Here is a 22833-nt window from a genome sequence, read left to right as displayed (position 1 = left end):
ATGGAGATTTTTCATAATGACTGGGCTGACCTTTTGCGGGACGAAATGGCCAAGCCCTATTACCGCGAACTGCGGCAGTTTTTGATTAGCGAATACCGTACCCGCCAGATTTTTCCGGATATGTATTCGATTTTTAATGCCTTGCATTATACTAGTTACGCCGATACGAAGGTGGTTATCTTAGGTCAGGACCCTTATCATGGGGATGGGCAGGCGCATGGGCTTTCTTTTTCGGTAATGCCGGGCGTGGAGCCGCCGCCGTCGCTTATCAATATCTTCAAGGAGCTCTCAACGGATTTAGGCTGTACGGTGCCGAACAATGGTTGCTTGAAGCCCTGGGCGGAGCAGGGCGTGCTGCTTTTGAACACGGTACTGACGGTCCGCGCCCATCAGGCGGCATCTCATCAGGGGAAGGGCTGGGAGCAGTTTACCGATAAGATTATCGAACTGCTGAATGCCCGCGAAAAGCCCATGGCCTTTATCCTCTGGGGCTCACCTGCCCGGCGCAAGAAGGCCATGATTACCAATCCGAAACACTTTATCGTGGAATCTCCGCATCCTAGTCCTCTGTCGGCTTTCCGTGGCTTCTTTGGCAGCCGTCCTTTCTCGCGGGTTAATGACTTTTTGCAGAGCACAGGACAGGAACCTATCAACTGGCAGCTGCCTAATATTTGATATGTGGAATTAGTTCCATATTTTTCTTGCTTTTTTGACCAAAATCTCCTAAGATATTATTAGAAAACTCGATACTTGGGGAAGTTGGGGTATTATATGGAACAAAAAGTAACCATAAAAGATGTGGCAGAACTGGCGGGCGTATCCAAGAGCACAGTGTCCCGCTATTTGAATAACGGTTATATCAGTGTAGAAAAACAGGTGCGGGTGCGCAAGGCTATTGAGGAGACGGGCTTTCAGTCGAACTTTTTTGCCAAGCGGCTCAAAACCCGGGAGAGCAAATTGATTGGCATTGTGTTGCCCCGCATGGATTCCGTTACCGTGGGGAAACTTTTGGCGGGGATTACCCGGGTGCTGGAACCGGAGGGCTATCAGAGCATTTTGCTGGTAAGTCAGCTGTCCGGCGAAAAGGAATTGGAGAATATGCAGAAGCTCCAGCAACAGGGCGTGGATGCCATTTTGGTGGATTCGGTAGGCATCACGCCGGAACATGTGCGGCGGGCCAAGGAATGGTCTTTGCCAATCCTTTATACCGGCCAGCAGCAGGCGGAGGTGCACTGCCTTAAAATCGATGACGCTGCTGCCGGACACCGCATGGGTGTTTACCTGCGGCAGATGGGGCATAAGCATGCGGTCTTTGCCGGTGTCACGGAAAGTGATGAAGCTGTGGGCATTGAGCGTAAGGCAGGCTTTGTGGCAGGTTTCTGCGAAGGCCGGACGGATGCCAAAGTGGACTTTGTCGAAACAGGCTTTGATTTCCTGTCCGCCTACAATCAGGCAGAGGAAATACGCAAATTAGCCCCCAGCGTTGTCGTGGGGGCTACGGATAATATCAGTCTGGGTATTCTGCGTTACTTCCATGAGCGGGGCGTCCATGTGCCAGAGGATATCTCCGTGGTGGGCTTTGGCGGCTATGATGTGGGCGCCGTTGTCTATCCGGCGTTGACTACCGTGGCCTTTGATTACGAACTCATGGGCATGAAGGCGGCCAGCTATATTCTGAACCTGTTACGGGGCAAGGGCCGGGAGGAGACAAATCTCGATATGCCATTGTTCTTCGTGGAGCGTGAGAGCGTGCGTGACCTTAACGCTGCTGTGGATGAACCTTCACTGAATGCCATGCCCGGTATGGCCTGAACGATAAAACTATAATTTACATGCCGTCCTTAACTAAGGGCGGTTTTTATTTTCCCGGATTTGCAGGCAGTGTTCCTGCAATCTTTTTTTGCGCTTGTTCAGTGTCTGGGGGCTGATATGCAGGATGCGGGCGGCAGTTATCTGTGGGAGCCCCTGAGCATAGATAAGCTGCAGGAGTTCTTTTTCCTGCGGATTCAGTTGGTGCAGCAGATTGGCCAGTTCCTCACGGGCAAGCAGGCTGCGTTCCGGTGTGGGGGCAGAGCTTTCCTGCAGGGCGAAAAAATCATGCTCATCTTCTCCTGCTGGGGCGGTGGGATGGGCGGTGCGCTCATTGTATCTGCAGGTTTGTTTGAAGGCTTTGTATAGGGCGGCATGAAGGCGGCTTTGTAGGAATGCGGCAAAGTGAATACCCAGGGACGGGTTGAAATCATGGATTGCTTCCATAAATGCCAGCTGCAGAATGCTCAGAGCATCATCGGCCAGCAGTTTTCCGGTGGGCGTGTATTGGTAGCGGCGGCGCATATGGTCGATAAGACCGTCATAGGCGGCTAATAATTGGGCACAGGCAGACTGATTTCCTGCTTGTGCATGGTGGATGAGTTCATTTTCTTCCTGCAGGCTGTACATGGCTGCTTCCTCCTTTGCTTTACTGCTCTCAGTTTAGAGGCTGCAAGTAATTTGGGCGAAGCAGGATTTATATGGAAATCGGGGGATTTATTTGGTGTATTTCTGTCTGATTTGCTATACTAAGGGGGAAGCAGGGGGGATTTTCATGCGATTGGAAGAAATCATCAACCAGCATCGGCAAAATCTGAATGATACCGATATGGTTATCTATAAATATATTGTTCAGCATCGCGCGCAGGCACGTCATATTTCCATTCACGAACTGGCGAAGAACTGTGCGGTGTCGTCCACAACTATCGTGCGCTTTGCCCAGAAGCTGGGTTTCGACGGCTTTGGCGACTTGAAGGCCGTGCTCAAGTTGGAGGAAGGGGATAAGTCTGTTTACAAGGATGATGTGCTGCAGGATTTGCAGGAATTCTATTCCCAGACTGCCAGCAAAGTGTTCAAGCGGAATTTTGACAGCGCCAGCCGTCTGATACATGAGGCCAACCGGGTCTTTATCTTTGCGTCGGGTTATGTGCAGAGCAATGTGGCGCAGGAGCTGAAGCGCTTGTTCTTTTACGATAATGTGTTGATTTATGAAATCAGCGGGCGGGAGGAGTTTGCTTCGATTTCCCGCAATCTTACGGCAGATGACCTCTTTATCTTCGTTTCTCTGTCCGGGGAAACGCCGCTGGTGGTGGACTTTGCCCGGCATCTGCAGCTGTTGGATGTGCCCTTTATCTCTATAACCAAGCTGCATGATAACACGCTGGCCAGCTTGTCCACGGTGAACCTCTATGTATCTCCAGCCCGGTTCCAGCTCTATGATACGGATGATGAGCATACGGCCTTTCAGTCCATGATGCCGTACTTTATGCTGATTGAGGTCTGGTATGTGAAGTATCGGATGTACTTGCAGCGCAAGGGCTGATAAGGGCATGTACCAAAGTACGCCAAATGGAACAAAATACAGGCACAGGGCAATGTGCCGAAAGCCTGCGAAACTATTGTGTTCGCAGGCTTTTTAGGGTATTCTCTTTTTAGCGAAGCAATCATAACAACTTGAACAATTAGGGGGCATTAAAATGACAATCAGTAAAGACCGCATGATGCAAGGCATGCAGCGGTTTGGCGGCGCTATGTACACACCGGTTATCCTGTTTGCATTTTTTGGTCTGACGGTGGCTTTATCCATCATTTGCAAAAATGAAGGCTTGTTGGGGAGCATAGCCGCACAGGGGACCGTATGGTATGATTTTTGGTTCGTGGTGGAGCAGGGCGCCTGGACGGTGTTCGCCCAGATGCCAATCCTCTTCGCCATCGCCGTTCCCATCGGCTTTGCCAAGAAGGAACCGGCTCGTTGCGCCATGGAAGGTTTCGTTATCTACATGCTGTTCAACTATTTCATTGCCGGATTCCTGACGTTGCATGGGTCGTACTTCGGTGTGGATTACAGTCAGGCAGCAGGCGCAGGAACTGGGCTGGCCATGATTGCCAACATCAAGACGTTGGACATGGGTATGCTCGGTGCCATCTTCATTGCCTGCATGACGGCTTATCTGCACAATCGCTTCTATGATACGGATATTCCCGACTGGCTGGGAATTTTCAAAGGCCCGGCATTTGTGGTAGCCGTTGGCTTTGCGGTAATGATTCCGCTGGCATTTATCTTCTGCCTGGTATGGCCGGCTGTACAGCATGCCATCATGCAGTTCCAGGATTTCCTTAAGACCAGTGGATTGGTGGGAGTCTGGGCTTATACGTTCTCGGAACGCATTCTGCTTCCTGCAGGTTTACATCACTTTATTTATCTGCCGTTTATCTTCGGCCCCGCTGTCTGCGATGGCGGTATTCAGGCTTACTGGCTGCAGCATTTGAATGATTTTGCCAACAGTGCACACAGCCTCAAGGAAATGTTCCCGGAGGGCGGCTTTGCCCTGCATGGCAGCTCTAAGGTTTTTGGTCTGCCTGGTGCAGCTCTGGCTATCTATATGTGTGCTAAGCCGGAAAAACGCAAAAAGACGGCAGCACTCCTTATTCCGGCAACGCTGACTGCTGTGCTTTGCGGTATTACGGAACCGCTGGAATTCACCTTCCTCTTTGTCGCACCGCTGCTCTATCTGGTGCATGCAGTTCTCTCCGCTTGCCTGTCTTCGGCACTCTATGCCATGGGGCTGGCCGGTAACTTTGGCGGCGGCCTGATTGATGCCTTTGTGCAGAACTGGATTCCGCTGTTCCAGTATCATTCTGCTACTTATCTTATGCAGATTGTGATTGGCCTCTGCTTTACGGCCATCTACTTTGTGGTATTCCGTACGCTGATTTTGAAATTTGACTATGCAACGCCGGGCCGTACCGCTGATGATGTGGAAGACAAGCTCTTCTCCAAGGCTGAGTATCAGGCCAAGAAGGAAATGGAAGAGATGGGGCTGGCCGATAATGCACTGGCCATCAAAGCCAAAGTATTCCTGGATTCTCTGGGCGGCCCTGACAATATCCGTGAAGTGACCAACTGTGCTACCCGCCTGCGGGTAACGGTAGCAGACCCGGATAAAGTGGCTGCTGTCGGCAAGTTTACCAAAGCCGGTGCCTTTGGCCTCGTGAAAAACGGCAAGGCCATTCAGGTTATTGTGGGACTTTCTGTACCCCAGGTACGCAGTTACTTTGATGCGCTGCTCAAAGGGGAGAAGATTGACAGTGTTGCACCTGTGCAGGCTGTGGCAAAACCGGAGACTGCTCTGGATAACGACCTGGCCATGAAACTAAGCGCCTGTGTATCCGGTAAATTGATTGATATGAGTGAAGTAAATGACGATATGTTCTCTCAGAAGATGATGGGAGATGGTATTGCCATTGAGCCAGAGGGCGACACGGTGGTAGCTCCGGCTGATGCAGAGGTCACTATGATTATGGAGGAAAGCCTTCATGCCATCGGCCTGCGTTTGGCTAATGGTGCAGAACTTCTTATTCATATCGGTATTGACACGGTGAAGTTAAATGGTCGGGGCTTTAAGGCTCTGGTCAAGGCTGGCGATAAGGTAAAGGCCGGTACGCCGCTGATTCATTTTGACCAGCAGGTGATTAAGGAGGCCGGTTATCAGACTACGGTTATCATGGCTGTTACCAACAGCACCGATTATCCGCAGATGCAGAAACATGAAGATGCGGATGTTGAATGCAATGAAACGCCTGTACTTGTTTTTTGAGTGAAGCCTTTCCTTCAGGGGAGGGCGATAGCCAAAACTGACGGATTAGGAAATGTTCTTAGATAAAGGATACAGTAACATGAATAAGCTAAAATGGTGGCAGAAAACAAATGTATATCAGGTCTACCCTAAGAGTTTTCTCGATACCACAGGCAGTGGCACGGGGGATATCAAAGGTATTACAGCAAAATTGGACTATCTGAAAACCTTGGGTGTTGGGGCAATATGGCTGACGCCGGTATATCCCTCTCCCATGGTGGATAATGGCTATGATATTGCCGATTTCACCGGCATTGACCCTTCCTATGGCACGATGGCGGATATGGAAAAGCTGATTGCCGAGGGCAGGAAGCGGGATATCCGCATGGTGATGGATTTGGTTTATAACCATTCCTCTGACAAGCATCCGTGGTTTATCGACTCGGCAAGCTCACGGGAGAGTGAACATAGTGACTGGTATATCTGGCGGGATGCCAAACCGGATGGCTCGGCGCCCACGAACTGGCGCTCCATCTTCGGTGGCAGTGCCTGGACCTGGTGTGAAGCCCGCCAGCAGTATTATCTGCATACTTTTGCTGAGGCACAGCCGGATTTGAACTGGGAAAATCCCGCTGTGCGGCAGGCGCTCTATGATGCAGCCAATTTCTGGCTGGACAAGGGCGTGGGCGGTTTCCGCATTGACGCCATTGTCTATATCAAAAAGCCTGCCGTGTTTGCAGATGGCAAGCCGGATAGTGATGACGGCATGGTTAATATCCATTCCATGATTGCCAACACGCCGGGGATTCTGGATTATCTCCATGAGTTCAAGGAAAAGGTCTTTAAGGGCCACGATATTTTCACGGTGGCCGAGGCCAATGGTGTCGCTCCGGAGGATTTGGATAAATGGGTGGGCGAAAAAGGCGCCTTCGATATGCTCTTTGAGTTCTCCCATGTCAATCTGGAATTCCCTGATGGGGAGCTATGGAGTCATGCTACGGGCTATACGCCCAAGGTTATCACGGGATTAAAACAGGCGCTTACGGCAAGTCAGCAGGCTACGGCTAAGAACGGCTGGTACCCTGTCTTCTTTGAAAATCACGACCAGCCACGCTGCACGGCGCATTATTTCCCCGCAGATGCGGATAAGAAATTGGCGGCCAAGGCCATAGCTACCGTGCTGCTGACCATGAGAGGAACCCCCTTTATCTATGAAGGGCAGGAACTGGGGCTGGATAACGTAGCCTGGAACAACATCAACGATTACAATGATATCTCATCCAAGGGGCAGTATTTCCTGGCTTTGGAGGAGGGGCGGAGTCCGGCAGAGGCGATGGAACTGGTACATCGCTATAGCCGGGATAATGCCCGCACGCCCATGCAGTGGACAAAGGAGAAAAATGCCGGCTTTAGCACAGGCAAGCCATGGCTGCCCGTTCATGAAGATTATGCCCGACAGTGTGTGGAAAGTGAAGCGCAAGAAGCGGATTCTGTGTTGAGCTATTACCGCCAGCTGGCGGCGCTGCGCCAGACGGGGGAAGTTGCAGGCGTTCTGCAGCAGGGCACGTATACAGAGCTCTTGCGGGAAAATCCAGCCATTCTGGCCTTTATGCGCCACTTTGGCAACAGGGAAGTCTATACATTGGTGAACTTTACCGGCAGGGAACAGGCTTATGTCCTGCCGGAATTGCAGGAAGCGCGGCTGCTGCTGGAAAGTGTTCCCGGCAGCCGTAAGGGGATGCTTCGACCTTACGAAGCAGTTTTATACATCAAGGAAACAGGTGAAGGTTTATGAAGATAGGCGCAAGCGATTATGATGGAACCTTATTCCGTCAGCGAACCATTGCGGCAGAAGATGTGGAGGGCGTAAAGAAATGGCGGGCGGCAGGCCACAAGTTTGGTGTGGTCAGCGGCCGGGATTACGGCATGTTGATGCCCCAGCTGAAATTTTACGGCATTGAATCCGACTATGCCGTATGTAACAATGGCGCCATTATCTTCCGAGCTGATGGTACGCCCCTGTGGCAGGGGAGCATTCCCCTCAAGGTGCTGGCGGAAATGGTCAAGGAACCATCCGTTGACCGTTCCTTCCATTTTGCTTTTTCGGCGGAGGACAGAACTTATCTTTACCATGACCGGGAAGGTTCCTGGATAATGCGGGAGGCCTTGGAGTGGGATTTCCCCATCGTGAAGATTGAGGAACGGCAGATTTTGAGTCTGCCGCAGATTCATCAGTTCTGTCTGGGATACCACGAGGCCAGTGAAGCCGATGCAACCAGTGCGGTCATCAATGCGAAGTATGGTGCCTATGTGCAGGCTTATCCCAACGGCTGCAGCGTGGATATTGTGCCAGCTGGTGTCAGCAAGAGCCAGGGGATTAACAAACTGCTGGAATTGATGAACTGGCAGGACGCAGAGGTTTATGCCATCGGTGATGAAAGCAATGATTTGCCGATGTTGGAAGCCTTTGACGGATTTACTGTGGACACGGCGCGGGATGCAATAAAGGCCCGCGCTCGGGAGGTCTATGCTGGTGTAGGTGCCATGCTGGCCGCTAATCTGTAATATTGACCAGTCAGATTTTTGCGAGTCTGGCTGGTTTTTTTATGATATCTTGCAGGAAAATTCTGTTTTTAGGGCGTATATTTACGGTGAAAAGTGTCATTTCGCGCAGGGAAGGAAGTGTCTGTTATGGCGAAGCTAAAATATATTTTTCTGGTGGTGCTGGTCATTGCCGTAGCAGGAGTAGGCGGCTATTACGCAGCCATCCAGTACGATCAGACCCGGGCTGTTGTTCAGGCGGAGCAGGACCGGAAAGATGCAGCAAAACAGGCAGAGATTGATGCAAAGGAAGCCAAGGAAGCGAAGTTAAAGGAAAAGGCGCGGCGCAAACAGGCGTTGATTGATAAACGCACCGGGCGGGCCGAGGAGCCGGATCAGGTTATCCGTGGCTTGACGGCAGATATGTTGAAGGGCAAAGAAATGGACGGCTCCACCTATTATCGTTATGAAGACCCCGTGGAGGATGGAATTTTCATTCAGCCGTATATTGTTCAGGATGGCGGCGGGACGGCGGTTATTCACGTAATCCTGCGTCATCGGGGAAAAAAGCCGATGAATTTTAAGGGTGTCGGCCTGCAGACCAGCGAAGAAGATATTTTCCAAGTCAAGGCCGGTGGCAATGTGGTGACTTCCAATACTAACAGCGGCATTATGGAATGGTGCGATCAGGTAGCGGATGCGGAAACCCTGAAGGGCATGCGCGAAGTGGGCGACCAGCTGGCCGGGAAAATTCTGATGCTCGGGGTGCCGGGCGGCTCGAATGATGACCGGATGCTGTCGGCCACGGAAGCCCAGCGCATCAAGAATATGTTGGAACTCTGTGATATTCTGAACGGCAAGAAAAAGACATCCTGATAACGTTTGACCAGAAGGAAGTGTTTGTATGGAAGCGGCGTTGTTTCCGCCTATGGCAGCTCATATATTGCTGATTTTTGTGGGCGCCATTAGCATGGTAGCACTGGTGGGCATTGCCTATAATTATTCCCTTACTAGAAGTACCCGGGAAAAAATTGCCCGTGTAGAAGAATTGGAACGTGATGTAAAGATTTTGCAGCGCGATATAAAGACCTTGCAGGACAGGCTGCCGAAAGATGCAATGCCGGATAATACGGATACAAAACCGGCGATGGATAAGGCCGCGGGCGGTGCTATGGCAGGGAATGTTAAGCAGGAAGTCTGGCAGGGATTTGTGGATGATTACAATAATCTGGCCAACAGTATGAACATCCCCAAGGCGGCAGAAGCCTGTGAAAACTTCGTACGCAATAATAAGGTGCAGCTGCTCGTCTGCGTAGAATCGCAGAAAGCGGAGGATGGGAAAACGCTGGTATACACTGCGGTGGACAATGTGGGGAGCAGCAGGTACTGGGCCTGGAATATGACGGGCAAGCCGGATGATTTTGCGGTGGTGCCGAATCCGCTGATTGAGTATAACGAGGAACTGCATCACAAAGGAGGCATGAAGGAAACCTTTGCCTCTAATTATGAAACCGGCAGCTTTAAGCAGGTACAGGTGAAGCTGCCTGCGCATTTCACACTGCGGCAGGGAAAATGGGTGATTGTGCAGCCGGGGGTTATACGGGTGAATTAAAAGAAACAGCGTATATTGTTTACATCGTGGTGCTAAGACGCCCGGTGGCTGATAATACTTTTCCTCTGCTTATGCAGGCTTGCCTAACGCGACGGAAAAGCATTATCAGCCACCGGGCTTTTGCGTACATTGCCTCCCCTTCCCTCCGTCTTGTATCTCGAACTTTTTGCCAACTTTTTCATATTTTTTTCAAAAAAGGTGTTGACAGGAGCCTCTGACTCGTGTAATATAATACAAGTCGCTGACAGACACGGACACGAAACGGTGTAGCGAAGCCTTGACTGGCGAGGCACTGATGAGTACCGAAAAGCTTCGAAAAAACTTCAAAAAAGTTCTTGACAAGCTAAGCTGAATGCGATAAGATAAATGAGTCGCTTGAAGCGAGAGCCGATAACGACAAAACAGATTGTTCTTTGAAAACTAAACAATGCAAATAATCATGCAACATGATTAAAGCCAGATGTTTGAGAAGTGAAAACTTCTTATTAAAACATCGATTGGTATGAACAACATAGCAATCGGCAATTTCTTTAATAGATAATTGAGAGCTTGATTAAGTTCTTCATAAATTTTATGGAGAGTTTGATCCTGGCTCAGGACGAACGCTGGCGGCGTGCTTAACACATGCAAGTCGAACGAGACGATTTTAAGCTTGCTTAGATGAGTCGAGTGGCAAACGGGTGAGTAACGCGTAGACAACCTGCCGCAAAGATGGGGACAACAGTCCGAAAGGACTGCTAATACCGAATGTTGTCAGTTTCTCGCATGAGAGATTGATTAAAGATGGCCTCTACTTGTAAGCTATCGCTTTGCGATGGGTCTGCGTCTGATTAGCTAGTTGGTGGGGTAACGGCCTACCAAGGCGACGATCAGTAGCCGGTCTGAGAGGATGAACGGCCACATTGGAACTGAGACACGGTCCAGACTCCTACGGGAGGCAGCAGTGGGGAATCTTCCGCAATGGGCGAAAGCCTGACGGAGCAACGCCGCGTGAGTGAAGAAGGGTTTCGGCTCGTAAAGCTCTGTTGACGGGGACGAACGTGCGAGATGCGAATAGTTTCTTGCAATGACGGTACCCGTCGAGGAAGCCACGGCTAACTACGTGCCAGCAGCCGCGGTAATACGTAGGTGGCGAGCGTTGTCCGGAATTATTGGGCGTAAAGGGAGCGCAGGCGGGAAGGCAAGTCAGTCTTAAAAGTGCGGGGCTCAACCCCGTGATGGGATTGAAACTGTCTTTCTTGAGTGCAGGAGAGGAAAGCGGAATTCCTAGTGTAGCGGTGAAATGCGTAGATATTAGGAGGAACACCAGTGGCGAAGGCGGCTTTCTGGACTGTAACTGACGCTGAGGCTCGAAAGCGTGGGGAGCGAACAGGATTAGATACCCTGGTAGTCCACGCCGTAAACGATGAATGCTAGGTGTAGGAGGTATCGACCCCTTCTGTGCCGGAGTTAACGCAATAAGCATTCCGCCTGGGGAGTACGGTCGCAAGACTGAAACTCAAAGGAATTGACGGGGGCCCGCACAAGCGGTGGAGTATGTGGTTTAATTCGACGCAACGCGAAGAACCTTACCAGGGCTTGACATTGAGTGAAAGATCTAGAGATAGATCCCTCCCTTCGGGGACACGAAAACAGGTGGTGCATGGCTGTCGTCAGCTCGTGTCGTGAGATGTTGGGTTAAGTCCCGCAACGAGCGCAACCCCTATCATTTGTTGCCAGCACGTTAAGGTGGGAACTCAAATGAGACTGCCGCGGACAACGCGGAGGAAGGCGGGGATGACGTCAAGTCATCATGCCCCTTATGTCCTGGGCTACACACGTACTACAATGGGATGGACAGAGAGCAGCGACCCCGCGAGGGCAAGCGAACCCCATAAACCATCTCCCAGTTCGGATTGCAGGCTGCAACCCGCCTGCATGAAGTCGGAATCGCTAGTAATCGCTGGTCAGCATACAGCGGTGAATACGTTCCCGGGCCTTGTACACACCGCCCGTCACACCACGGAAGTCATTCACACCCGAAGCCGGTGGGTAAACCGCAAGGATATAGCCGTCTAAGGTGGGGGCGATGACTGGGGTGAAGTCGTAACAAGGTAGCCGTATCGGAAGGTGCGGCTGGATCACCTCCTTTCTAAGGATTACAAAATCTTAGGTCGGAGCATCTGGCATTTGCATTGTCTAGTTTTGAGAGAATAATCTCTCTAAATTAAATACCATAATGGGGGCGTAGCTCAGCTGGGAGAGCACCTGCCTTGCAAGCAGGGGGTCAGGAGTTCGATTCTCCTCGTCTCCACCATTATGGGCCTATAGCTCAGCTGGTTAGAGCGCACGCCTGATAAGCGTGAGGTCAATAGTTCAAGTCTATTTAGGCCCACCATTAAAACAAGAATGGTATATGTACACTGAAAACTACACAGAAGAAATTAAAATGTATCAATTTTAACCAAAGGTCTACACGACAGTGTAAACAGAGGTTGAACGAACATTTTAGGATTCAAAAGCATAGACATCATAGAACAATATGATACTTTATGGCAAAACGAAAGTTAAGCTACAAAGGGCATATGGTGGATGCCTAGGCGTTTCGAGCCGATGAAGGACGCGATAAGCTGCGAAAAGTCATGGGGAGCCGCAAGTAGGCTGTGAGCCATGAATATCCGAATGGGGCAACCCGGTACGAGTCATGTCGTACCACTCACTTGTGAGAGGCACACCCGGTGAACTGAAACATCTAAGTAACCGGAGGAAAAGTAATCAAAAGAGATTCCCTCAGTAGCGGCGAGCGAACAGGGAAGAGCCCAAACCGGACGTCTTCGGACGACCGGGGTTGAGGACCGGCATCAAGCGGAAAGTTCCTAGCTGAAGCTTCTGGGAAGGAGCGGCACAGAAGGTGAAACCCCCGTAAGCGAAAGGAAAACAAGCGGGCCGGTATCCAGAGTACCACGAGACACGTGAAACCTTGTGGGAAGCAGGGTGGACCACCATCCAAGGCAAAATACTACGAAACGACCGATAGCGCATAGTACCGTGAGGGAAAGGTGAAAAGAACCCCGGGAGGGGAGTGAAATAGAACCTGAAACCGTATGTCTACAAGCAGTCGAAGCACTTTATATGTGCGACGGCGTGCCTATTGAAGAATGAACCGGCGAGTTAATTTATGTAGCGAGGTTAAGTGGAAGACACGGAGCCGAAGCGAAAGCGAGTCTTAATAGGGCGAAAGTTACATGGATTAGACCCGAAACCACAGTGATCTATGCATGGCCAGGTTGAAGCTCAGGTAAAAATGAGTGGAGGACCGAACCCGTGAGTGTTGAAAAACTTTGGGATGAGCTGTGCATAGGGGTGAAATGCCAATCGAACGTGGAGATAGCTGGTTCTCCCCGAAATAGCTTTAGGGCTAGCCTCAGGCGACACATAAAGACGGTAGAGCACTGATCGGACGCGGGTCTGTAATGGATACCAACTCCAGTCAAACTGCGAATGGCTTTATGAGAAGAACCTGGGAGTCAGAATGCGAGTGATAAGACCCGTATTCAAGAGGGAAACAGCCCAGACCGCCGACTAAGGTCCCCAATGCTGTACTAAGTGGAAAAGGATGTAGGACTTCCTAAACAACCAGGATGTTGGCTCAGAAGCAGCCACCATTTAAAGAGTGCGTAATAGCTCACTGGTCGAGAGGCCCTGCGCCGAAAATATCCGGGGCTCAAGTACAGAACCGAAGTCGCGGCATGCGCAAGCATGGGTAGGGGAGCGTTCCATGGGCGTTGAAGGTTGACCGGAAGGACAGCTGGAGCGTATGGAAGTGAGAATGCCGGTATGAGTAGCGAAACGGCCAGTGAGAATCTGGCCCACCGAAAGCCTAAGGGATCCTGGGCAACGCTCGTCGTCCCAGGGTAAGTCGGGACCTAAGCCGAGGCAGCAAGCGTAGGCGATGGACAACAGGCGAAAATTCCTGTACTGCATGAAGTTGTTTGAGGATGGAGTGACGCAGCAAGGAGTCTGAGCTGGCGATTGGAAATGCCAGTCGAAGGCGGTAGGCTGGAGCGGAGGCAAATCCCCGTTCTGTAAGGCTGAGAACCGATAGATAGACGCGTACTTCGGTACAAGTCAAATTCAGACGTACTACACTGCCAAGAAAAGCTTCTAACGAGACGACATGTACCCGTACCAAAACCGACACAGGTAGGCGGGGAGAGAATCCTAAGGTGCGCGGGAAAACCCTCGTTAAGGAACTCGGCAAAATGCATCCGTAACTTCGGGAGAAGGATGGCCGCAGGTTGTGAAGTCCCTCGCGGATGGAGCGACAGGCGGCGACAGAAGAGAAGCCCAAGCGACTGTTTACCACAAACACAGGTGCCTGCTAAAGAGAAATCTGACGTATAGGTGCTGACACCTGCCCGGTGCTGGAAGGTTAAGAGGACGGGTTAGCCGCAAGGTGAAGCTCGGAATTGAAGCCCCAGTAAACGGCGGCCGTAACTATAACGGTCCTAAGGTAGCGAAATTCCTTGTCGGGTAAGTTCCGACCCGCACGAAAGGTGTAACGACTTGGGCACTGTCTCAACGAGGGACCCGGTGAAATTGAAATACCTGTGAAGATGCAGGTTACCCGCGACTGGACAGAAAGACCCCATGGAGCTTTACTGCAGCCTGTCATTGATTTTTGGCATGTAACGTACAGGATAGCTGGGAGACGGAGAGTATAGGCCGCCAGGTCTATAGGAGTCAATGTTGGGATACCAGCCTTTGCGTGTTAGGAATCTAACCCTGAGAGTAACGAACTCGGGGACAGTGGCAGGCGGACAGTTTGACTGGGGCGGTCGCCTCCGAAAGAGTAACGGAGGCGTCCAAAGGTTCCCTCAGCGCGGACAGAAATCGCGCGAAGAGTATAAAGGCAGAAGGGAGCTTGACTGCGAGTCATACACGACGAGCAGGTACGAAAGTAGGGCTTAGTGATCCGGTGGAATGAGAGTGGAATTGCCATCGCTCAACGGATAAAAGCTACCCTGGGGATAACAGGCTAATCTCTCCCAAGAGTCCATATCGACGGGGAGGTTTGGCACCTCGATGTCGGCTCATCACATCCTGGGGCTGAAGCAGGTCCCAAGGGTTGGGCTGTTCGCCCATTAAAGTGGTACGTGAGCTGGGTTCAGAACGTCGTGAGACAGTTCGGTCCATATCCATCGCGGGCGTAAGATACATGAGGGAAGCTGCTCCTAGTACGAGAGGACCGGAGTGGACGGACCGCCGGTGTACCAGTTGTTTCGCCAGAAGCATAGCTGGGTAGCTGCGTCCGGAAGGGATAAACGCTGAAAGCATCTAAGCGTGAAGCCTGTCCCGAGATGAAGTATCTCATGGAGTAATCCAGTAAGATTCCTTGAAGAAGACAAGGTAGATAGGTTGGGAGTGGAAGTGCCGTAAGGCATGCAGCGGACCAATACTAATAAATCGAGGGCTTATCTTTCAGAGCTAAAATGTTCGACATAGAAATTTCTTCTGTATAGTTTTGAGTGTAGCATATATACTCAACTAAATATCTGGTGACGATAGCTGAGTGGTTCCACCTGTTCCCATACCGAACACAGTAGTTAAGCACTCATACGCCGAAAGTACTTGTCTGGAGACGGACTGGGAGGATAGGGCGTTGCCAGTTAAATGAGAAGCACCCGTAAGGGTGCTTTTTTCGTGTACATGTGTTATACTAGCATTGTTGTTATTTATCCTATTTTATTTTTAAGGAGGGATTATTATGGTAGAAGAATTTAAGAAATTTATCATGCGTGGCAATGTATTGGACATGGCTGTGGGTATCATCATCGGTGCTGCCTTCGGCAAGATTGTCACCTCCTTTGTCAACGACATTCTGATGCCGCCGATTGGTCTCATTTTGGGGCAAGTGGATTTCTCCAATCTGTTCATCAATCTGTCCAGCACGCCGGCTGCGACTTTGGCAGAGGCTAAGGCCGCTGGGCTGCCGGTTATTGCTTATGGTGCATTCTTAAACGCCATCATTGATTTTCTGATTGTAGCCTTTGCTATTTTTATGTTGATTAAGCAGGTTAACCGCGTGATGCACAAGAAGGAAGAGGAACCTGCCAAGGAACCGCGTCTTTGCCCTTACTGCAAGACGGAAATTCCTGATGAAGCAACGAAATGCCCACATTGTACATCGTCCTTGTAAGGTATAGAAAAAGCCCCGTATGCGATTTGACATACGGGGCTTTTGCCTTTTATTTATTTTTGCGCAGAACCACAGCACTGCGGGCCGGGATGTAGATTTTCAGCCATTCCTTGCCGTCTTTTTCATAGAGCGGGTCAAAGTTGGTCTTGTGAATCACGCTGTCATCCGCCAGGCCGTTGCCACCGAATTCCTTGGCATCGGTGTTGAGTACAACTTCATAGGAACCTTTCGGTACTAGGAAGCCGTAGTCCGGGAAGGACTGGGTCGGAGAGAAGTTAAAGACGAAGACGAGGTCGCCACGACTGTAGGCCAGAATCTGGTCGCCATCGTTGTGCCAGATTTCGACAACCGGCTGTTTCTGGATGTTCTTGACGGTCTTGAGGGTGGCGAGCATTTCCCGGTCGAAGTCGCCGAGATAATGGTAGCAGAGGTTTTTATCATCTACGAGATGCCACTGACGACGGGCGTATTTGTAACCCCAGCCGTTGCCTTCCCGTGGGAAGTCAATCCATTCGGGATGGCCGAATTCGTTGCCCATGAAGTTCAGGTAGCCGCCGTTGATGGTCGAAGCCGTTACCAGACGAATCATCTTATGCAGGGCAATGCCACGGTCAACCATGCCATTGCGGTTGTCCTTGGAGAAATGCCAGTACATATCGGCATCAATCAGGCGGAAGATGATGGTCTTGTCGCCAACCAGTGCCTGGTCATGGCTTTCGGCATAGGAGATGGTCTTTTCATCAGCGCGGCGGTTGGTCATTTCCCAGAAAATGCTGGACGGATGCCAATCTTCGTCCTTCTTATCCTTGATGGTTTTAATCCAGTAGTCCGGTACATTCATGGCGAGACGATAGTCAAAGCCATAGCCGCCGTCCTCGAATTTGGCCGCGAGTCCCGGCATGCCACTGACATCCTCCGCGATGGTGATGGCATGAGGGTTGATTTCGTGAATCAGCTTGTTGGCCAGTGTCAGATAGCAGATGGCGTTGTCGTCCTGATGGCCGTTGAAGTAGTCGCCGTAATTCATAAAGGCTTCGCCCAAACCATGGCTGTAATAGAGCATGGAGGTGATGCCGTCAAAGCGGAAACCATCGAAATGGAATTCTTCCAGCCAGTATTTGCAGTTGGACAGCAGGAAGTGCATGACATCGTCCTTGCCGTAGTCAAAGCACAGGCTGTCCCAGGCCGGATGTTCGTGACGGTCACCGGGATAGAAGAACTGATTGGGGTCGCCGCAGAGGTTGCCGAGGCCTTCCACTTCGTTCTTGACGGCATGGCTGTGGACGATGTCCATGATAACAGCCAGACCCATCTTGTGTGCTGTATCAATGAGTTCCTTGAGTTCTTCCGGCGTGCCGCAGCGGCTGCTCGGTGCGAAGAAGGAGCTTACATGATAGCCAAAGCTGCCGTAATACGGATGTTCCTGAATGGCCATAATCTGGATGCAGTTATAGCCGTCCGCCTTTACCCGAGGCAGGATTTTTTCCGTAAACTCCTTATAGGTGCCTACCTTTTCGGCATCCTGCGCCATACCTACATGACATTCATAGATAAGCAGCGGCGCGGTGTCCGGCTTAAATTTGGCATCGTGCCAGGTGTGCTTCTTGCGCGGGTTCCAAACCTGAGCGGAGAAAATCTTGGTGTTTTCGTCCTGTACCACACGGGTTGCCCAGGCGGGAATGCGTTCCCCTTCACCGCCGCGCCAGTGCACCTTCATCTTGTATAAATCTTTATGCTTGATTTTACCGGCGGGTATTACAAGCTCCCAGTCGCCGGTGCCGGGGATGTGACGGCATCTAAACTCCTCTTTTTCCTGCCAGTCACTGAAATCACCAATCAGGTAAATGTCCAGGGCATTCGGTGCCCATTCCCGGAAAACCCAGCCACGGCCCTGCTTGTGCAGGCCATAGTAGAGATGTCCCGTGGCAAAGTCGCTCAAGCTGCTTTTGCCATTTTGTGTGAGTTGATTGATTTTCCAAACCGCATGCTCATGACGTCCCCGAATAGCGTCCTCATATGGAGCCAGCCATTCATCATGCGCGATTAATCCTAATTGTTTGTTTTTTACCATTATTTATGCTCTGACAGTCCAACCTGTCAAAACCTATCCCCCTATCTTGATAAAATTTTCCCTAACAAACAAACATAGTATAACACATTTTTCATAAATTGGCTTGTTTTGACATTATAAGTGAAAAGAAAAATCATATACACAAAGTTATCCACAAAGAGGTGGGGAGAAAAGACCCCATAAACAAGGGATTTTCAGGTTTTTTTCAGGAAAAATGCGCACTTATCCACAGTTTCCACAGGAAAGACTGTGCATAATGTGGATAAGTGTAAGATTTTGCCTTGCTAGGAGATTGGTATTTTTCAGACGATTGTGGATAAATTCGCGCGGTAAAATTAATCGCTCTAGTCGGGAAAAATATGGTATAATACCTTACTATCAATGATTGCTTAGAGGAGGTTTCTATAATATATGGCGATGCCTAAAGGAACACAGCTTTGGCTCACGGTGTTTTTGGGGTTGATGACGGCTATGGCTCCGCTGGCTACGGATATGTACCTGCCAGCTCTGCCGACGGTGCAGATTGATATGGGCATTTCGGCATCTCTGGCGCAGATGACCCTGACCATGACCATGCTGGGGATGGCTTTGGGACAGATTTTTGCGGGGCCGGTCAGTGACCGCTATGGGCGGAAATGGCCCTTGGCGGCAGGCATGGTGATTTTCACCCTGTCCACCGTGGGATGTGTCTGGGCGCAGGACATCATGCTCTTTCTGTTCTTCCGTTTTGTGTCGGGCTTTGCCGGGGCCAGCGGTATCGTGATTGCCAAGGCCATTGCCCGGGATGTTTGTGAGGGGCCGGAGCTGACGAAGTTTTTTGCTATGCTCATGATGGTCAATGGTCTGGCACCGATTATTGCGCCGGTAATCGGCGGGCAGATTCTGCTCTTTACCAGCTGGCGTGGCGTATTTGTGCTTCTGGTAGCCGTGGGGCTTTTCCAGCTGATAGCGACGCTTATCTATAAGGAAACTTTGCCTACCGATAAGCGGCTCAAGGGGCTGCAGGAATCCTTTGCCAAGTTTCCCCTGCTGCTCAAAAATCGTTATTTTCTGGGGCATTGTCTGGCGCAATGTTTTGTGTTTGGCGCGTTCTTTTCTTATCTGGCGGGGTCATCCTTTGTATTTCAGAATATCTTTCATGTCTCGCCGCAGATGTTCAGCCTGATTTTCGGCGGCATCGGGGCCGGGCTGCTGCTGGCAGGCGCATTGCCGGCACGATTGGCCGGACGGGTGGAAGATGTGAAGATGCTGCAGGTATCCTTAATCGTGCCCTTGGTGGGTTCTGTATTGCTGCTACTGGCTTTTTCGGCGGGGGCAGGCATGGCGATTATCCTGCCGGTGCTCTTTCTGACCATTACGCCGCTTTCGGTGATGGGAGCTGCGAGTTTTTCCCTGGCCCTGTCAAGGCAGGGAAAAAATGCCGGCAGTGCCAGCGCCTTAATCGGTTTCTTTTCCATGATTCTCGGCGGCTGTATGATGCCTTTGGTGGGCATTGCCGGAGATAATACGGCCATTCCCATGTGCGTGATTATGATTTGTGGTTATGGGCTGGGCTATCTGGTATTCCGGCTGATGATTGCCCCGGAGCACAGGGCGTAAAGTGCTGAAAAAAGAGTCCGTCTGCGTATTGATAGCAGGCGGGCTTTATGCTATATTGAGAGTGTTGTTTGCATTACGAAAGGAAAGTTATACATGGAATATAAAATGATTGCGTTGGACTTGGACGGCACCCTGAACAATGATGATAAAGTCATTACGCCCCGCACCCGCGATGCCTTGATGGCAGTGCAGGAGCAGGGGGTTATTGTGGCGCTGGTTTCCGGCCGTCAGGCACCGGGTCTGCAGCGGGAGGCGGATGCCCTGCATCTGGAGGATTATCATGGCCTGCGGATTTCCTATAATGGCGGCCGGATTCAGGATGCGACCACGGGGCAGATTCTCTTTGACTGTGCCATTGACAATGAAACGGCGGTTTCCTTCCTGCGTCATCTGGAAGCCTGGCCGGAACTGTCGCCCATTGTGGATGACGGAAAATATATCTATACCACGGACGCCCGCCGTCATAAGGTGATGGACGAGTGCCGCAACAACAATATGCAGGTGCGGCTGGTGGATAACATTGCCGATGCGGTGGACTTTGCTCCGGTGAAGATTCTCACGGCGGCGCCCAATGATATTTTGGTACCGCATCTGGCGGATATTCGCCGCGGCTTTGAGGATAAGCTGTCCTTCGTGCAGTCAGCTCCCTGGTTCTATGAAGCCACGGTGAAGGGCGTCAGCAAGTACAGTGCACTGGGGCAGGCCTGCAAGCGGCTGAACATTGACCCCAGTGAAGTTATGGCCTTTGGTGATGCCCAGAACGATATGAGCATGCTGGACTTTGCCGGTTATGGCGTGGCCATGGGTAACGCCTGTGACGAGCTCAAGGCCATGGCGGATGAAATCACCGCGACCAATAATGAAGATGGTATTGCTGTAACGCTGTCCAGACATTTTGATATTTGATTGCGAAAAGCCTTCCCTGTGTGGAAGGTTTTTTTTATGTTAATTTTGCAGGATTTTTTGTCTGGAGCGCGAAAGTTGTCGGCAGATGTGTTTGGTGTAATTTTTTAGAGAAAAGAGGTCAGATGGATGAAAAGGATGATAAGCAAGACTTGTGCCCGCAGGACAGCCGCGGCCCTGGCGGCGGCTCTGGCCGTGAGTCTGGTACCTGCTGACTGGTGTCAGGCAGCTCCGGCTTCGCCCTATACGGCAGCGGCCAATCAGCAGGTTTACAGCCAGCTGGACTTCTCGGATGAACGGGAAAAGGAGTTTGCTGAGCGGGGGCTCATTGAAGCGCCCAAGGCACTCGAAATCAAGGATGCCAAGGGACGGGTAGTCTGGAGTCAGGCGGCCTACAGTTTCCTGCAGAACAAAGCGCCGGCTACTGCCAATCCCAGTCTCTGGCGCAACGCCCAGAACAATCATGTCTGCGGTCTTTTTGAGGTCATGGACGGCATCTATCAGGTGCGTGGCTATGACATGTCAAACATCACCTTTGTCCGCGGGAAGACAGGCTGGATAGTCTTTGATCCGCTGATGACGGTAGAGTGCAGTCAGGCAGCCAAAGCGCTTGTGGAAAAGCATTTTGGCAAGCGGCCGGTGAAGGCGGTCATCTACAGTCATTCGCATGTGGACCATTATGGCGGCGTGCGGGGCATTGTCTCGGAAAAAGATAATGTACCCATCATTGCGCCGGAAGGTTTTGAGGAGCATGCGGTCAGCGAAAATGTATACGCCGGAGCGGCGATGGGGCGCCGGGCATCTTATCAGTATGGTACACTGCTGGACCCGGGACCTGAGGGGCGGCTCTCTATTGGTATCGGCATGGGGCAGTCCATCGGGCAGATTTCCTATCTCTCGCCGACGGTGAACATCAAGCGCACAGGAGAAAAGCTCAATATCGATGGCGTGGAGATGGAGTTCCAGTTGACGCCGGGCACCGAAGCTCCCGCCGAGATGAATACCTGGTTTCCGCAAAAGAAAGCCCTGTGGATGGCGGAAAACTGCACGGGAACTTTGCACAATCTCTATACCCTGAGGGGCGCAGAGGTGCGCGATGGCAACAAGTGGTCGCATTATCTGATGGAATCCCTAAGCCGCTATGGCGACAAGGCACAGGTGGTCTTTCAGGCGCATAACTGGCCTCATTGGGGAAATGCGTATATCAAGGAGTACATCACGAATACGGCGCTGATTTATCAGTTTATCCATGACCAGTCCCTGCTCTATCTGAATCGGGGCATGACGGAAAATGAAATTGCCCATGCTATCCATTTGCCGCCAGCGCTGGAGAAGGTCTGGTATACCCGTCAGTATTATGGTACGGTTCCCCATAATGCCAAGGCCGTCTATGAAAAGTACATGGGCTGGTACGATGCCAATCCGGTGAATCTGAATGCCTTGCCGCCTGCGGTAAGTGCGAAGAAATATGCAGAGTATCTGGGTGATCCGCAGGCTGTGCTGGAAAAAGCACGGCAGGATTTTGCCAAAGGGGAGTATCAGTGGGTAGCGGAAATCACCAATCAGCTGGTCTTTGCTGACCCCAAGAATCAGGAGGCCCGCAATCTTTGCGCAGATGCTTTGGAACAGTTGGCTTATCAGGCGGAATCCGGCACTTGGCGCAATGTGTATTTGTCAGGCGCCAAGGAACTGCGGGAGGGCAGCAAGTTTGACCCCAGTCGCACGCCACCGCCAAGCCCGGATATCCGCCGCAAAATGGATTCGTCCATGATGCTGGATGATTTGGGGATTATGCTGGATACGGATAAGGCGCATGATTTGAATTTTGATGTAAATCTTCATCTGACGGATACAGGGGAAAAATATCTGCTGAAGGTTCGCTCGGGGATTCTGCTCTATCAGAAAGGTGAGGAAGCAAAGAATCCGGATGCTGTCTGGCGGATGCCGAAGGACGGCTTGTTTACCCTGCTCAGCAAGGATAAGGAAAAACAGGCGAAATTGATTCGGCAGGAAGGGGATAAGAGTCTGCTCAATCGGTTCTCAGATGCGATTACGGTGACGAAGGCGTTCTTTAATATCATTGAACCTTAGTGCGTGCGATGTGGCCAGCGGGGCTTTATTTGCTGGCCTGCGCTAAATGGCGCCTTCGTCTATGCCGTTAACTTAGCGGGATGCTCCGGTTACCACGTCGCGGCTTGCAGCGTGGTAACCGGGGCTTTTCGTTTGGGCGCCAGCCTGCGGCAATCGCTCCGGTCAGCAAATAAAGCCCCGCTCGCCCTTGGGAGGGCATTGCGGTTTACCTGCCGGGGATTGTTCAAGCGGC

The 22833-nt window shown here is 51.3% G+C and carries 14 protein-coding genes, 2 tRNA genes and 3 rRNA genes; 17 read left to right on the top strand and 2 right to left on the bottom strand.

Going from position 1 to position 22833, the window contains the following annotated elements:
• Window positions 1-675, top strand: coding sequence for a uracil-DNA glycosylase (locus tag P157_RS0102145; RefSeq protein ID WP_026759560.1), 675 nt, complete (start codon window positions 1-3; stop codon window positions 673-675).
• A gap of 96 nt (window positions 676-771) precedes the next feature.
• Window positions 772-1812, top strand: coding sequence for a LacI family DNA-binding transcriptional regulator (locus P157_RS13620; RefSeq protein ID WP_051598452.1), 1041 nt, complete (start codon window positions 772-774; stop codon window positions 1810-1812).
• 33 nt (window positions 1813-1845) lie between these two features.
• Here the strand turns inward: P157_RS13620 and P157_RS0102135 are convergent, their stop codons facing one another.
• A complete protein-coding gene (locus tag P157_RS0102135; RefSeq protein ID WP_026759559.1) occupies window positions 1846-2439 on the bottom strand; it encodes a sigma-70 family RNA polymerase sigma factor in 594 nt (197 codons plus the stop codon).
• 145 nt (window positions 2440-2584) lie between these two features.
• Between P157_RS0102135 and P157_RS0102130 the strand changes: the two genes are divergently transcribed.
• The 12 genes from P157_RS0102130 (at window position 2585) to mscL (ending at window position 15937) form a co-directional block, all read left to right on the top strand.
• Window positions 2585-3352, top strand: coding sequence for a MurR/RpiR family transcriptional regulator (locus tag P157_RS0102130; RefSeq protein WP_026759558.1), 768 nt, complete (start codon window positions 2585-2587; stop codon window positions 3350-3352).
• A 154-nt stretch (window positions 3353-3506) separates the two neighbouring features.
• The gene (locus P157_RS0102125; RefSeq protein ID WP_026759557.1) at window positions 3507-5627 is read left to right on the top strand and encodes an alpha-glucoside-specific PTS transporter subunit IIBC; all 2121 of its coding nucleotides are present in this window, start codon (window positions 3507-3509) and stop codon (window positions 5625-5627) included.
• A 79-nt stretch (window positions 5628-5706) separates the two neighbouring features.
• Window positions 5707-7401, top strand: a complete 1695-nt coding sequence (locus tag P157_RS0102120; protein WP_026759556.1) for a glycoside hydrolase family 13 protein — start codon at window positions 5707-5709, stop codon at window positions 7399-7401.
• A complete protein-coding gene (locus P157_RS0102115; protein ID WP_026759555.1) occupies window positions 7398-8171 on the top strand; it encodes an HAD-IIB family hydrolase in 774 nt (257 codons plus the stop codon). The genes P157_RS0102120 and P157_RS0102115 overlap by 4 nt, the downstream gene beginning before the upstream one ends.
• 126 nt (window positions 8172-8297) lie before the next feature.
• Window positions 8298-9023 (top strand): hypothetical protein, encoded by a 726-nt coding sequence (locus P157_RS0102110; RefSeq protein ID WP_026759554.1) that lies wholly within the window; start codon window positions 8298-8300, stop codon window positions 9021-9023.
• A 28-nt stretch (window positions 9024-9051) separates the two neighbouring features.
• Window positions 9052-9759 carry a hypothetical protein gene (locus P157_RS14760; protein ID WP_051598451.1) on the top strand — a complete coding sequence of 236 codons (708 nt, stop codon included), beginning with the start codon at window positions 9052-9054 and terminating at the stop codon, window positions 9757-9759.
• Window positions 9760-10329: 570 nt separating this feature from the next.
• Window positions 10330-11890: ribosomal RNA gene (locus tag P157_RS13610) — 16S ribosomal RNA — on the top strand.
• Window positions 11891-11979: 89 nt separating this feature from the next.
• Window positions 11980-12055 (top strand) — tRNA-Ala (locus P157_RS0102095).
• Between the two features lie 4 nt (window positions 12056-12059).
• Window positions 12060-12136: transfer RNA gene (locus tag P157_RS0102090), tRNA-Ile, on the top strand.
• Window positions 12137-12303: 167 nt separating this feature from the next.
• Window positions 12304-15220, top strand: a 23S ribosomal RNA gene (locus tag P157_RS0102085).
• 72 nt (window positions 15221-15292) lie between these two features.
• A 5S ribosomal RNA gene (rrf, locus tag P157_RS0102080) occupies window positions 15293-15409 on the top strand.
• Together the 16S, 23S and 5S rRNA genes with 2 tRNA genes alongside form the textbook arrangement of a ribosomal RNA operon.
• A gap of 90 nt (window positions 15410-15499) precedes the next feature.
• Window positions 15500-15937 (top strand): large conductance mechanosensitive channel protein MscL, encoded by a 438-nt coding sequence (gene mscL, locus P157_RS0102075; protein ID WP_026759553.1) that lies wholly within the window; start codon window positions 15500-15502, stop codon window positions 15935-15937.
• A gap of 49 nt (window positions 15938-15986) precedes the next feature.
• Here mscL and P157_RS0102070 read toward each other — a convergent pair whose 3' ends face one another.
• A complete protein-coding gene (locus tag P157_RS0102070; protein WP_026759552.1) occupies window positions 15987-18008 on the bottom strand; it encodes an alpha amylase C-terminal domain-containing protein in 2022 nt (673 codons plus the stop codon).
• A 411-nt stretch (window positions 18009-18419) separates the two neighbouring features.
• Between P157_RS0102070 and P157_RS0102065 the strand changes: the two genes are divergently transcribed.
• From P157_RS0102065 to P157_RS0102055, 3 genes are all read left to right on the top strand, one after another.
• Window positions 18420-19607 carry a multidrug effflux MFS transporter gene (locus P157_RS0102065; protein WP_026759551.1) on the top strand — a complete coding sequence of 396 codons (1188 nt, stop codon included), beginning with the start codon at window positions 18420-18422 and terminating at the stop codon, window positions 19605-19607.
• A 93-nt stretch (window positions 19608-19700) separates the two neighbouring features.
• Window positions 19701-20513, top strand: a complete 813-nt coding sequence (locus P157_RS0102060; protein WP_026759550.1) for a Cof-type HAD-IIB family hydrolase — start codon at window positions 19701-19703, stop codon at window positions 20511-20513.
• Window positions 20514-20639: 126 nt separating this feature from the next.
• Complete coding sequence (locus P157_RS0102055) at window positions 20640-22601, top strand: alkyl/aryl-sulfatase (protein WP_230578427.1); 1962 nt, start codon at window positions 20640-20642, stop codon at window positions 22599-22601.
• Window positions 22602-22833 lie beyond the last annotated feature (232 nt).

This window comes from Selenomonas ruminantium AC2024, assembly GCF_000687995.1.
Lineage (GTDB): Bacteria > Bacillota > Negativicutes > Selenomonadales > Selenomonadaceae > Selenomonas_A > Selenomonas_A ruminantium_B.
Note: the sequence above shows the minus strand (reverse complement) of the source record. Positions and strands in the feature narration are given on the sequence as shown.